We start from the raw sequence: 13038 nt of genomic DNA, 5'->3' as shown, positions 1-13038 counted from the left end.
GCAAGTCCACGTCTGCGGACCACATCGATACGCCGCGTCAGCAATGTTTGGGAATCCGTCTACCTCGTCTGCAGGCCCTGGAGTCCGCGACGATCAGTCACCTCATTGCGGCTTGCGCACTATCTATCGCACGTGGCAATTATCGCCAGTTCCAGCGAGTAGTTGCGAGGTGACGTCGGAGTACGACTTCACGTTGTTCAGCGCGCACCACCGCTTCCACACATACTCCGCATCGAGCGACCAGCCATCCTGGCCGACCAGTTGATAAACCCGACCCGATAGCGTTTGACCCCGCAAGGTGCCGCGGTCGAAAACAGTAATCGCGGAACTGACGCGGCCCGTGAAACCGAGCGCATCGGCACCGACGAAATGTCGGGTCCCCGCGTCTATCTCGAGGATGCGCCAACTCGATAGCGTGACGTCAGGCGCTTCGTCCGAGGGCGGCAGTCTCCAGATTGGCATGACAGTCTCCCGTGCTCGTTGAGCTTTCGGCGTACAAAAGTACAATTGAGCAATCCGTGAGCCGAAGAGTCCGGCGCCGCACCGGCCTCTTCACCGGTCGGGCTTCGGGCGCATCGCCGGCATTTCCCAGCACGTCGGATACATGGCGCACGTCAGCTCGATGTCTGCCAACGACGGATAGTGGCGTAGCAGGTTTTCGGCGGCCAAGACTACGTCTCGTGGTACGGCGTTGACTGATGGCTTCGATAGCGCCATCAGAAACGCGCGAGTCCTAAGCACCGCGGCCGTACGCTCGCTCGGCGTCGTCATTGCTCTGCCCCCCCTAGGCGACTCCGCTCAATCGCCGGACTCGATTGACCCGCAATCCAAAACCGTTACCAATATACGGTTTCATTCTAGCCACTGACCCGTGATTGGCAAGGCGACTTCGGCGGGAGACCACTACGCCGATGTAGGGGGGACACCCTGCATCGCAGCCGAAACGAGGGCGCGAGAATCAACATACGCGTCCATGCTTTGGCTTCTGAGCACGGCCATACACTGAAGAAAGAACGTCAGCGAGAAGTCTCCGGCCGACAGATGCGAGATCATCGTCTTCACCGTGGTGCTCACCCCTACAACTGCAAGGCGGTGCAGCAATTCGTTTGGCGTGACCCACGGTTGCTTAGCCAACTCTGCCGCTAGAACGGCCTGCGCACGGGCCTCCCAGGTACCTTGCGATGCTAGCGCCTCAGCCCATAAGGTTGGAGGATGTGCCCCTGTTGCATGAATGATCTGAAGGAGCAAAGTGAACTTGACGGAGCCACGCGCGACACGCGCGATTAGCGGGCGCTCGTCTTCGTGGACGTCGATCGCAGCCAGCGCTTCGATTAGTTCTCCGTAGCTGCAATCCTCTCGAGCTAGCGCGACCCGGATTACACGGGAAGCCAAACCAGCCCAGGACATATCCGTCTCGCCGCTCACGGAACTCTTGATATTTGAAGGTTTCCGACTAAATTGAACTGTGACGAAAGCCTCACTTTCGATCACTTCGCGGAACGCGGGAAGGACAACCCATCTCCGCAGCGGCGTACTGCTCTGTCACCGCGACGTCCCCACAAAAATCAGAATACTACAAGGCCAGCCGCACAACTTCAGGTGGCAGCCGCAACAAAGCACAGCATCGCCACAGAAACGCGGTATACGCCGCCGATTAAGCACCAACAGGCCGACAAGCGAACAGATGCTTGACGGCCGCAGCAATGACATGGCAGTATCGGATCCCCCCGCGCAAATTGGGGTCTGGTAGACAATATTCTATTTTAAGTTATACGTACCCGTCAACTGGCGGGATGCGGCTTGCTCCGCCCCATCAATCGAGAGAGAACACTAGCCTTACGATTACCTGAGCGAATTCACAGAAAAAACGCCCAAGGACGGCAATCCTTGGGCGCTTATTCGGTGCGCCCCCGTAGAGGCCCACCTGTGCTACCTACACGCGCGCAGGATGCCATAGACCGGGAGGCGCTGTCAAGACACGTCTGTACGAAAACGATTTATGGCAAGAAATCCCGAACCGTCCTGTTATCTCTGCCTTTTCGCGCAGCAGCTAACGCACGATTTACGTAGGCCTCCTTTTGCGCGCGCAGACGTAGGCGCCCCCCTGCCAGCGACCTCACCGCGAGCGCGTGCCGCTATATCCGGCACACGCTTGAGCGGGGTTGCGATCGCTGCCCTCCGTCGGCTCCATGCAAACCGACTCGCTCTTCCCGCGTGCCCGCGTGGCATCTCAGAATGCCCGGCCGCTCGTTCACAAGCGCGTCGTGCTCGAGGAGACGAAAAATGAATCACAACCTCACAACGCGCGCCTCCGAACCGGTGCTTCGTGAGGATGCACTGCCGGACGACGAGAATCCGCTTCTTGCAAACCTGCCTCCGGTCCCTTCCATACAAGAAGCGTTGCATATGGTCGCCGAGAACTACCTCGAGCACGATGTGACCGGGCTTTCTGACGCGGAGATTGTGATCCGACAATCGAAGCATGCGATCGTGCCTAACTCGCAGTTTGCGCGCGTGCTCGTCCATGTGATTGCACAAGCTCGCGATTCTTATCGCGACAGGGACCTCCGCAAATTCGACTACCGGCGCCATGTCCTTACCACGAACAATTTTCTCCATCATCGGCCGAGCGCACGGGCACATTACAAAATCATTCCGAGCTGCGCCGGCATCGCGCCTCGCGCCAAAGCCCGGGGGATGGTAGTCGCCGTGCCTGCATATATGGGGCGGACTGTACTTTGCGAAGCAATCCAATCGTTCCTCCAGCGCGAACTGGTTTCTGCTCGTGTAACCGTGGGCGAGGGGCTAGCCGAATATCCGCAGCTCCGAGTGTTACGTGTGCCTTGGCCCATCAAAGGCGATCCAGGCGGACTGATTACGAATTTCATAAGTGCAATCGACTCGGCTCTGAACACAGACTATTTGAATTCGACACGATTCCCTTGGTTTCGGGAACGCGATGGCATTCCGGCCATCTGCTCGCTGGGCACTGCCGTTCACCTGGGTTTGCTGATCGTAGACCGCATAAACGTCGAGAATGTGACGTCTTCGGCCGCTGACCATACTTGGAATGTGATCGCGCAGTTTACGCGGACGACGGGCATACCCGTCATATGCCTCCCCACGCCGGGAGCGGCGGCGCTGTCGCTTGCAAGACTATCCGGATCATTGAGCGACCTGACCTCAGCCGGTGTCCTCGAGATTTCGCCACCGCTGAATGCTCGAAATTCACATTGGATTGCAATATGCGAAACTCAGTTCGCTGCGACCATGGGCGTTGCCGGCATAGGAGAGATGCCCGCATGGTTACCCGAGGACGCCTACGCGTTGACACAAGGCTATCCAGGCCTTCTGGCCAAGGTACTAACCGGCATCGCTCAACATCTTCTCATCATGAAAGTCACGAGCTTCGACAGAAAGCTCTTCGACAAATATGGTAAGTCGTCTCTCGTAATGGATCAGCCTCACATTGACGCAATCCGTAGTATCCGCGAGCGGCCGAGCAAGTTCCGGCCGTCCAGTCTCATGCGCCATGGCGACTGGTTGTCGTTCGAAGAACTTTTTTCAACTCATCTCATGCCGGAGCCGTTGTGACGAGGAGGCCATCATGTTTCGAACTCTTTACGCAGCCATGCCATACGAGACTCCGTTTAGTCTGATGACAGCGCTCGCTAGTACCACAAGAGATTTGAAAGTCCGTACTGTCGACCGCCAACTTGTTCGTGACGGCCCGAAGCTACTTCAAACGTGCCCGTGCCGCCTTTCTCGATTCTGTGCACTCACCGACTCTTTCTATGGGGGACCTCGACAAGTGCTGACGGAGCGAACGCTCTATCCGCTCTATCTTGGGTGCATGTCGGCCGCTATGGCCAGCCGGATGGAAGCTCAGGTTTGCGACGGGGTCAAGAGCCGCGCGTGTGGTCCAACGCTGCCGGTTCACCTGCATTCGACTAACCGCTATGGAGTCGAATGTCCGGATTGCAGCGAATATACAGAGTCCTCCGTCGGCAGGCGCTGCTCGCTTTCGTTTCAATGCATTCCCCTACAAACTCGCTGCCCGATACACGGCTGTCGCTATAAATTGGCAGACGCATGCAGTTGGTACGAATTCAACATGTTTGCGCCTCCGGATACGTGCCGGCTAAGAAACAGCGTTCGCTTGAGTGAAATGATGCTTACGTTCCTGTCCTCTACCTCGAGCCAATGCCAACTCGCCACGACGATATCAATGCTCCGCGAACGCGGGTACATGTCCGAAAATAATAGAGTGAAGAGATCGGCTTTAGCACGTGACTTCGCGGCCGTCTTTTCGTCGGGCTTCGAGGATATTCGACTGAACATGTGGTTCAGTTCGAACTGCATGATCACACACGTACTCAAATGCGTCACCCACTCCGAACTGTGCGCACATCCGATCGAGATTGCGCTCTTACGGCTCGCACTGTCCGAAATTGAGTATGCGCTACCACGACGCGCAAAAGGTCACCGCTCCCGTTTAGTCCGGCGTCAACTATCTCATTGATTTAGCTTTAGCGCACCATGTGCGCCCGCCACATTTTTATACCCCTCGTCACATTATTTGCGACTAGCCGTAATATTACCTCTCGACTTATGAAAGCCCCTATCCTCTTGAAGCATGGACTATTATCCATATCCTCGATTTGCAGAGGCGAGGTATTTACAGCCTACCTACTAAAACATCCTCACCATCCAATTCTGTCAAAACGATCACAAATTTATAAAAAATGCGACTCAGCGTGGCTGCTACCCGCCGGGATCAGAAATTATGTCGATTATTTGTCCGCCTATGTTGGCTCCCTTGATAATGTGCTCGACAACAATACCCTGGCACTTGGATTTTCTCGCTTCCTATCACGCGAGGATGGCCAAACAGTCCGTCGCTACCACACTGGCGAAATAGAGTCGAGAATTTCATCGATTGTCGGTTTAACCAAATGCGGTCGCACCGGTCGCAATTGGAGCCCCGGGATCTGCCTTGAATGTCTAAACGAAGACATCTGCGCCACCGGCGAGGTTTTCTGGCGACGAGATTTCTTGCTAAATAACGTTCGGTGGTGTGCCCGTCACCAGACGCCCATTCATAATTTTTGTGATTCCTGCCTCTATATCACACAGCGAAAGCTATTTTATGCGCCGGCCGACAGGTGCGTGTGCGGGCATCCTTTGAATACTCGCACACGAGTCAGCAATTTCGAAGAACTAGAACTCGAACTGTCACGAGGATGGACGAAAATGCTCGACCCGACATTTGCTCCGCATCTTCGCGGACCGGAAATAGCCGCTTTAACTCGCGATACAGCCACAGAGTTGGGTTTTGCCAAGAATTGCCGTGTCAAATGGAAACACTTCAGGACGTTTCTCGGACAACCAAAGCTCAAAGCATTCGGAGAAAGTATTAGCTTTAAAAGCTACGCCGAATATAACTGGAAGGCAATTAGCGGCGAAAGATCTATCCGCGATCCATTTCATGCACTATTTTTACTCATAGCGATGCTCGGAAGCTGGGACGCCGTCGAAGACGCAATTAAGTCCCGACCTCAACATCCGCACGCCTTACCCGAGTCACAACCGAGAGCACATTCGACTATTTTGAGAAAAACGGATCCTTCGACACAGGAAAGAACCAAAGCACTGTCAATTGCCCTCCTACCAGAAACAAGCCGACTTTACAGCCGATTACGCGACGAAAATCCAGAACTTAACCACTCGTCTATCAAGCGACTCCTCCCAACCTTACATGCTAGGGCGATCAATCGCGACGCACTTCGGGCCCATGGAGTCGCTATTAAGCCAACCATTTGGGAAAAGGAAGACACAGCGGCAAAGGATGCCGAAGCGGCTGCATATATTGAACGACGGTGGCACGAATTGACTACGGCAGGAACTACGAGGCGATTGACAAAACATCTTCTACTCTGGGGTAGCCCTTTCGGACAAATCTTGCAGCGTCCAGCAACGCTGACGCGCCTTCCTCTCATGAGCGCTGCCCTCAGGAAGTACACCGAGACATCTGCGATGCGTTATCGACGGTTATTGCGTATGGAGATACTTTCCGGAAACTTCCCTCGAGTTGCTCCGAAGGACGTCGATTCAATCGATGGGTTGAGCGATAAAAAAATCGAGTCCATTATGCGCCGCCACCAATATCTGAAGACGAAAAAGAAATGAATATTCTCACTTTACCCGCGCCATTTGTGACGCCACGGCATATCGTCCTCCCGCATCGCGACCCGTTCGGTGTGCCGCATGGCAGGCACTACGCTCCTCTGCGCGAAGCCGCCGACATTAGTCTCGCCACGCGAGCATCCTTCGGCAGCATCAAGGTCCGCCGTGCGCATGAAGCGTTGTCGCTCAACGAACTGCGTGCCATGTTGGCCTTCAACTTTAACCCATACGTGGTCGACATCCGAGACCAATATCCCGTCTACGATCAGGAGGATTACAACCGCGCCAAACGAAATGGCATGCGGATGCCAATTAATAGTGTTATGACCTACGACATTGTTTTGACAATTGTGCTTCCTCCAGATTACCGGCTGCATTACCACGGCATATCCATTAAGGACGCTAACGACGACCTAACACAAGCGGACTGGAATCGTCAGAAGCGAGAGCACGACATATTCCGCGTACGTGGTTGGACGTGGGAACTGTTACGAGGTGATCAGTTCACAAAGCGTGCATACGGCAACCATTCACTCATGAAGGCCTGGATCGCAAACGTCGATGTATGGAATCACTATGAGGAAGCAGCGATGCTTGCGACTCGGCTCAAAACGCGATCCCAACGCGGAACCCTCGATGACATATTGAACCGGCACGCCAGACACATGGGAATCAGCTGCAATCACGCATTCGAACTATTTTCAGCGGCAGTCTCCTTCGGGTTTATTTACATCGACCATAGCGCAGAACTTCGCGTAGATAAGCCGCTACACCTTGAAAGGTTTGCGTCATGAGTAACCCTTCTGCCCCGAAAGATATCGGGCCGATCATCGGAGACGACTCGCTGATCGCGCGTTTGCGCGAGTTGCACGACTTAGAATGGCCTGCGGGCCTGCGTCGCTTCACTCCATTCAAATTGGCCGGCAATGACGAAGGAACAGCCTATCGTGCGGTTGCGTGGGATGGGTCCTCTCGCGTTCTCTATGTTCAAGTCATAGCGATTGGCAAACCTCCCCCCGCTTGCGGGTTGCCGCGTCCCATCGCCTTTGAGACAAATGACGATATGAAGGCATGGTGCTCCCGAGTCATCCCAATATACGATCGTCTCCGCCCATCGTATATGGACGCGCCGTGGAACGAGGTACGGAGTAGCGCGTTTAACGGGTTCGCGAGGCGCATGATGCTGATCAACGCCCTAGTCATGGTCGACACGACCGGCAGGGGCCTAGAATCGGACTACGTCGTGAACGACTACGTGTTCTTCGACTCGCAGTTCCGTAATGAGCGCATCCGGCAAATCAAGGAAGCAGTCGGCGGTGGCCCGGGATTTAGGGCAGCCACCGACAAATTGTTGACAAAATTCATCTGGTATGGCGGCGACCAACGCGCGATGCTGGCTCGAACGGCGGATTGTGGTGGTCCGGACAAGCCACGACTGAAGCCCGCTATCAAGCCTGGACCACTATCGACCAGGGAACAATTGGCCAAAGCACGTGCGATTTCACGAGGCAAACCCTTCGTCAGGAAAGCCAAGCGGACCGATCAAGAACGGAAGTCCAAGATGGTTGAAGCGGTAACCATTGACTGGGCTGGCAAGCAACGTGGTTTAGCATCCGCGCACCGTCGAATGATCAAGCGGCATTTCCTAGAGTGTCGAGCCGATGATAGACCAAGTTACGGCACGCTCTATTACCATCTCGACAAATGGATCGCGCCGGAGAATGATTCGGTTGCCGACCGCTATGGTCCAAGAGCAACGGAACAATACATCGCCCCACGACCAGGTACCTCGAGCGAAATGACACAAGGCGCCATCGAGATATTGGACGCCGACGGCATGGTTCCCAAGATACCGATCGGCGGAGTGGTCGGTGGCAAACTTGAGCCGATGGAGATCTGCGTCATCCTATCCGTATCTCGCCTCTCAGGTGGCGTATGGGGTTACGAAATCTTGCTGTCGCGAGAGCGCGCTGCTGGTTACCGTCAATGCCTCGTCTGGTCACTGCTCTCGATGGCAGACCGCGCAGAGGCACTCGGCTTGGAACCATTACCCGGACTTTTGCACGGCAACTTTGATGGTTTATTTGTTGATAATGGTCCCGGCAAAGGCAAGCAAGTGCGTATACCCGTAACCGAGTCACTTGATGTCAGCATGTTCAATCCTGGACCCGGCAAACCAGAATACCGAGGTGTCGGTGAGCGCTTGAACGAAATAATCATCGAGCAACTTGCTGACGAAACCGATCAAGGCTACACCCGAAGAAACAGCGTTTTGGAACGTGTCAAACGTCGTGAGCGATCCCGTCAATCCCCCATGCCGTTAGATGATTTCGAGAGAGCTCTGCTAAAAGCCATCGACACCATCAACCTCACGGCTGATCGGTCTCATCTGCGCACGAAAGAGATGGCGCAACTAGGTGTCGGCATAACTCCAGTTGAGCTCCACGAGTATTATCAAGAGCTTCGTCGTGGTCAGGCTGCTCGAGTGTGGAGCCCCGAAGAGGTATTCGATGCCTTCCTTCCATGGCATGAAGCGACCTGCGTGCGAGGCCGCGTTCGATACAAGAACGCACGCTATAGCTCTCCCGAGCTAGTGGAAATTGCGACTGCTCACGCCAGGCATCCGATAAAAAGGCGTCTGACGGTCGAAATCAAGCGCACCGTCCAGATCTCTCGAACACTCCTTTGTAGGGGTCCGGACAAAAGGGTCTTTGAAATCGAGATGATTGACGAGGATAAGCGACGTTTCGGCGAAGGAAGTTGGATACAGCTTGAGGCTGCTACTCGCGATGAAAATATTCTCAGAAATGACCTTCAAATGGCACGGGCGAAGCATTCCGGCCGGCTGAAAACCACGCAACAGGAACGAATCGACGCAATCGAGCGCGGTCGCGGCAACAGTTACGCAGGCGCTGTAGGTGCAAGCAAGGCGCAAGCGAGGAAAGGTGGCGCGGCAACTCGTGCGCACGCACTGGACGAAGTACAGCGGATGGCATACAAAGTGTCACCGACCACTTCGATAACGACGTCGCCGTCACACCTCGAGCGGTTTACCGCCGATGAAAGCGACGACGATCCATTAGCTGCTGCCGCTCGGCAAATAGAGGAAGCTTACCTCGGCACTAAGTAAACGCCGGGCCCGTTGCCGTGGCGGCGGGGCTCATGCTTGGAATTCCAACGAAGGAAACATATTGATGCACGCCTCCGTTGGACGTACTTGCGTGGTCCGTATCCACATCTAATAAAAAGTTCGGTTTGACTTCATCGCTCGCTCTGCCCCGGGATATCAGGGCGCGACCGTGTGCGCTCATTGATTGGTGAAACCATTGCTGCATGAGCGTCTCAAGCCCGTATCCAGATCAAATTGAAAAAGCGTATCCGCATCTAATCGAAGATGACACGGACGCCCGTCGCTCGACGCGATCGGCTCACAGCCGGTTGATTTTTGAGACGAACGGTCTATTATTCGCGCATGGACGTTCGAACTGATCCGCCTCGCCGTCGCGGCAGGCCACCCAAGCAGCACGAAGACCTCGTCGCGACGCGTGACATGCTGTTGCGCACCGGGCTGGAGGTGCTCACCGAGAAGGGCTTTTCCGCCACCGGGCTCGACGAGATCCTCGGGCGCGCCGGTGTGCCGAAGGGCTCGTTCTATCACTACTTCGACAGCAAGGAAGCCTTCGGCCTCGAGCTGATCGACCGCTACGCCGAGTTCTTCGCGCGCAAGCTGGACCGCCATTTCAGCCAAACGGAACGCTCGCCGCTGGCGCGCGTGCGCGCGTTCGTCGACGATGCGCGCGACGGCATGGCCCGCTACGCATACAGCCGCGGCTGCCTGATCGGCAACCTCGGACAGGAAATGGGCGCGCTGCCCGAGAGTTTCCGCGCGCGTCTGCGCGCGACGTTCGAAGACTGGCAGCGCCGGCTGGCCAAGTGCCTGGTCGCTGCGCAGCAGGCCGGCGAGTTGGCGGTCTCGGCCGATCCTGCCGAACTGGCCGCGTTCTTCTGGATCGGCTGGGAAGGCGCCGTGTTGCGCGCGAAGCTCGAACGCAGCGACGCGCCGCTCGTGCTGTTCGCGCAGTTTTTCTTCAATGGATTGCCTCGCCGCTGAGTTTTTTTACCATTAACTAGACGATCGGTCTAGAAAGGAGGACGGATGTTCCAGGGCATCGTGATCGACAAGAACGAAACCGGCCAGCACGCGCGGCTGCAAACACTGGACGACGCGCAGCTGCCTGCGGGCAACGTGACGATCCGGGTGGGCTATTCGACGCTGAACTACAAGGACGGGCTCGCGATCACCGGCAAGAGCCCGGTGGTTCGCAAGTTCCCGATGGTGCCGGGCATCGATCTGGTCGGCGAAGTCGAGGACAGCACGCATCCGGATTACCGCACCGGCGACCGGGTCGTGCTCAACGGCTGGGGCGTCGGCGAAACGCACTGGGGCGGCCTGGCCCAGAAGGCGCGCGTCGACGGCGACTGGCTGGTGCCACTACCGTCCGCGTTTTCCCCGCAACAGGCGATGGCCATCGGCACGGCCGGCTACACCGCGATGCTGTGCGTGATGGCGCTGGAACGGCATGGCGTGCGCCCCGATGACGGTGAGATCGTCGTGACCGGCGCGGCGGGCGGCGTCGGCAGCGTCGCCACCGCCCTCCTCGCGCAGCTCGGGTATCGCGTCGTCGCCGTGACCGGCCGCCCGGCCGATGCCGACTACCTGCGGCAGCTCGGCGCGGCGGACATCCTCGACCGGTCGCAATTCAGCGCGCCCGGCAAACCGCTGGGCAAGGAACGATGGGCCGGCGCGGCCGACGTCGCGGGCAGCCACGTGCTCGCCAACGTGTGCGCGACGACGCGCTATCGCGGCGTCGTGACGGCCTGCGGGCTGGCCGCGGGCATGGATTTCCCCGCCACCGTCGCACCGTTCATCCTGCGCGGCGTGACGCTCGTCGGCATCGACAGCGTGATGTGCCCGCGCGCCGAGCGTCTGGAGGCATGGCGTCGGCTCGCGTCCGATCTCGATGTGGAGAAACTGGGTACCATCAGCCATCAGGTCGGCCTCGCGAGCGTCATCCCGCTTGCCGAGGAACTGATCGGCGGCAAGGTGCGCGGCCGCATCGTCGTGGACGTCAACGCGTGACGCCCGCAACGGCAACGCATCGATTCGATTCAGGCCGGTGGCTCGTGCATCGAGACCGCTCGCGCCACGTCATTCAGGAGACCCCATGACCGCTGCAGACAACGCTCCCATCAGCCGCTTCCCGGTGCCGGCGCTTGAAGACCTGCCCGACGACATCCGCGCACGCATCGCGGCCGTCCAGGAAAAGTCGGGCTTCATCCCGAACGTGTTCCTCACGCTCGCGTATCGCCCGGACGAGTTTCGCGCGTTCATGGCGTACCACGACGCGCTGATGGACAAGCCGGGCAACCTCAGCAAGGCCGAACGGGAAATGATCGTCGTGGCCACCAGCAGCGTGAACCAGTGTCAGTACTGCGTCATCGCGCACGGCGCGATCCTGCGCATTCGCGCGAAGCATCCGCTGATCGCCGACCAGGTCGCGACCAACTACCGCAAGGCCGACATCACCGCCCGGCAGAAAGCGATGCTGGACTTCGCGATGAAGGTTTCGCAGACCGCGCACCAGGTGGGCGAAGCGGACTTCGACACGCTGAAGTCGCATGGCTTCACCGAAGACGACGTCTGGGACATCGCGGCGATCTCGGCGTTCTTCGGGATGTCGAATCGCCTCGCGAACGTGACGAACATGCGACCCAACGCGGAGTTCTACGCACTGGGCCGCTGAGCGCACCGGCAACGGCGATCGTTACGGAAGACCTGGCGCGCATGCGCCCGGTCTTCTGCGGGTCGCCGCGCACACCGGCGGCGGCAACCGGCGCGGCGCGGCGCTCACACGCGCGCACAACGCCGCAGTTCCCGCGCTTACCCGATCTCCTGCTGCGCCTTCAGCCCGTCGGGCAGCTTCGCGTCCGGGAACATCGTGGACAGCGTCGTATCGCGCCACCGCGCCGCCTCCTCCGCGCGCTCCGTTTCCGCCTGCTGGCACACGAACAGCGCATCGCCGCCAAGCAGCAAGCGCATCGGCACGTCGTCGCGACGCGACAACTCGACGATCAGCGCCGCGATCCGCACCGGATCGCCGACCTCGTGGCCGCCGTATGCGCCGAGCAATTCGAGCATCGCCCCGACCGACGGCTGATAGTCGGGCAGCAGGCCATCGACCGCGCGCCTCGCCTCCGCGGCCCATTCGGTCCGCATGCCGCCCGGCTCGAGCGTGCAGACGCGCACGCCGAACGGCGCGACTTCCTTCGACAGCACGTCGCTGAAACCGCCGACCGCCCACTTCGCGGCCTGATACGCGGACAGGCCGGCCATCGACGTGCGCCCGCCGACCGACGACACCTGGAAGATGTGGCCCGCGCGCTGCGCGCGCATCGTCGGCAGCACCGCGCGCGTCAGGTTGACCACGCCGAACAGGTTCGTTTCGATCTGGTCGCGGAAATCGTCGGCGCCCATCTGCTCGAACGGCGCCGTATGACCGTAGCCCGCGTTGTTCACCAGCACGTCGATCCGGCCGAACGCGTCGCGGGCAGCCGCCACCGCATGCGCGGCCGCCGCTGCGTCGGTCACGTCGAGCTCCATCGGCAGCAAGCGGTCGCCGTACCGTTCTTCCAGATCCGCGAGCCGCGCGGGATCGCGCGCCCCGGCCACCAGACGATCGCCCGCCGCCAGCACCGCTTCCGCGATCGAACGCCCCAGGCCGCGTGCGGCCCCCGTTACCAACCAGACTTTCGACATTTTCCACTCCTCGACCAAATTGAAACCACAAAAAT

General features: G+C 58.3%; 11 protein-coding genes. 7 read left to right on the top strand and 4 right to left on the bottom strand.

Annotation, left to right across the window (positions count from 1 at the left end; all coding sequences use genetic code 11):
• Positions 1–123: 123 nt before the first annotated feature.
• The 3 genes from GEM_RS28625 to GEM_RS32555 all read right to left on the bottom strand — a co-directional run bounded on the left by GEM_RS28625 (position 124) and on the right by GEM_RS32555 (position 1407).
• Positions 124–462, bottom strand: coding sequence for a hypothetical protein (locus GEM_RS28625; protein ID WP_014900930.1), 339 nt, complete (start codon positions 460–462; stop codon positions 124–126).
• 90 nt (positions 463–552) lie between these two features.
• Positions 553–771: a BPSL0761 family protein gene (locus tag GEM_RS32560; RefSeq protein WP_014900929.1), complete on the bottom strand. Its 219-nt coding sequence runs from the start codon at positions 769–771 to the stop codon at positions 553–555.
• Positions 772–903: 132 nt separating this feature from the next.
• The gene (locus GEM_RS32555; protein ID WP_041490874.1) at positions 904–1407 is read right to left on the bottom strand and encodes a DUF6471 domain-containing protein; all 504 of its coding nucleotides are present in this window, start codon (positions 1405–1407) and stop codon (positions 904–906) included.
• Positions 1408–2283: 876 nt separating this feature from the next.
• Between GEM_RS32555 and GEM_RS32410 the strand changes: the two genes are divergently transcribed.
• The 7 genes from GEM_RS32410 to GEM_RS28590 all read left to right on the top strand — a co-directional run bounded on the left by GEM_RS32410 (position 2284) and on the right by GEM_RS28590 (position 11990).
• Positions 2284–3594, top strand: a complete 1311-nt coding sequence (locus tag GEM_RS32410) for a hypothetical protein (RefSeq protein ID WP_014900928.1) — start codon at positions 2284–2286, stop codon at positions 3592–3594.
• A gap of 1659 nt (positions 3595–5253) precedes the next feature.
• A complete protein-coding gene (locus GEM_RS31680) occupies positions 5254–6189 on the top strand; it encodes a hypothetical protein (protein WP_148283911.1) in 936 nt (311 codons plus the stop codon).
• Positions 6186–6980 carry a TnsA endonuclease N-terminal domain-containing protein gene (locus GEM_RS31675; protein WP_014900925.1) on the top strand — a complete coding sequence of 265 codons (795 nt, stop codon included), beginning with the start codon at positions 6186–6188 and terminating at the stop codon, positions 6978–6980. The genes GEM_RS31680 and GEM_RS31675 overlap by 4 nt, the downstream gene beginning before the upstream one ends.
• Positions 6981–7363: 383 nt before the next feature.
• Positions 7364–9316: a hypothetical protein gene (locus GEM_RS30760; protein ID WP_272148421.1), complete on the top strand. Its 1953-nt coding sequence runs from the start codon at positions 7364–7366 to the stop codon at positions 9314–9316.
• A 342-nt stretch (positions 9317–9658) separates the two neighbouring features.
• Positions 9659–10297 (top strand): TetR/AcrR family transcriptional regulator, encoded by a 639-nt coding sequence (locus GEM_RS28600; RefSeq protein ID WP_041490871.1) that lies wholly within the window; start codon positions 9659–9661, stop codon positions 10295–10297.
• Positions 10298–10342: 45 nt separating this feature from the next.
• Complete coding sequence (locus GEM_RS28595) at positions 10343–11326, top strand: MDR family oxidoreductase (RefSeq protein WP_014900922.1); 984 nt, start codon at positions 10343–10345, stop codon at positions 11324–11326.
• A gap of 85 nt (positions 11327–11411) precedes the next feature.
• A complete protein-coding gene (locus GEM_RS28590) occupies positions 11412–11990 on the top strand; it encodes a peroxidase-related enzyme (RefSeq protein WP_014900921.1) in 579 nt (192 codons plus the stop codon).
• Between the two features lie 137 nt (positions 11991–12127).
• Here the strand turns inward: GEM_RS28590 and GEM_RS28585 are convergent, their stop codons facing one another.
• On the bottom strand, positions 12128–13003 hold the full coding sequence (locus GEM_RS28585) for an SDR family NAD(P)-dependent oxidoreductase (protein WP_014900920.1): 876 nt from the start codon (positions 13001–13003) through the stop codon (positions 12128–12130).
• Positions 13004–13038 lie beyond the last annotated feature (35 nt).

This window comes from Burkholderia cepacia GG4, from assembly GCF_000292915.1.
GTDB classification, from domain to species: Bacteria; Pseudomonadota; Gammaproteobacteria; order Burkholderiales; family Burkholderiaceae; genus Burkholderia; species Burkholderia cepacia_D.
This window is presented reverse-complemented; position numbering and strand designations above follow the sequence as displayed.

Excerpts from the sequence above, each read along its gene's own strand:
- GEM_RS28625 (WP_014900930.1), bottom strand. The coding sequence starts at position 462 with ATGCCAATCTGGAGACTGCCGCCCTCGGACGAAGCGCCTGACGTCACG.
- GEM_RS32560 (WP_014900929.1), bottom strand. The coding sequence starts at position 771 with ATGACGACGCCGAGCGAGCGTACGGCCGCGGTGCTTAGGACTCGCGCG.
- GEM_RS32555 (WP_041490874.1), bottom strand. The coding sequence starts at position 1,407 with ATGTCCTGGGCTGGTTTGGCTTCCCGTGTAATCCGGGTCGCGCTAGCT.
- GEM_RS32410 (WP_014900928.1), top strand. The coding sequence starts at position 2,284 with ATGAATCACAACCTCACAACGCGCGCCTCCGAACCGGTGCTTCGTGAG.
- GEM_RS31680 (WP_148283911.1), top strand. The coding sequence starts at position 5,254 with ATGCTCGACCCGACATTTGCTCCGCATCTTCGCGGACCGGAAATAGCC.
- GEM_RS31675 (WP_014900925.1), top strand. The coding sequence starts at position 6,186 with ATGAATATTCTCACTTTACCCGCGCCATTTGTGACGCCACGGCATATC.
- GEM_RS30760 (WP_272148421.1), top strand. The coding sequence starts at position 7,364 with ATGATGCTGATCAACGCCCTAGTCATGGTCGACACGACCGGCAGGGGC.
- GEM_RS28600 (WP_041490871.1), top strand. The coding sequence starts at position 9,659 with ATGGACGTTCGAACTGATCCGCCTCGCCGTCGCGGCAGGCCACCCAAG.
- GEM_RS28595 (WP_014900922.1), top strand. The coding sequence starts at position 10,343 with ATGTTCCAGGGCATCGTGATCGACAAGAACGAAACCGGCCAGCACGCG.
- GEM_RS28590 (WP_014900921.1), top strand. The coding sequence starts at position 11,412 with ATGACCGCTGCAGACAACGCTCCCATCAGCCGCTTCCCGGTGCCGGCG.
- GEM_RS28585 (WP_014900920.1), bottom strand. The coding sequence starts at position 13,003 with ATGTCGAAAGTCTGGTTGGTAACGGGGGCCGCACGCGGCCTGGGGCGT.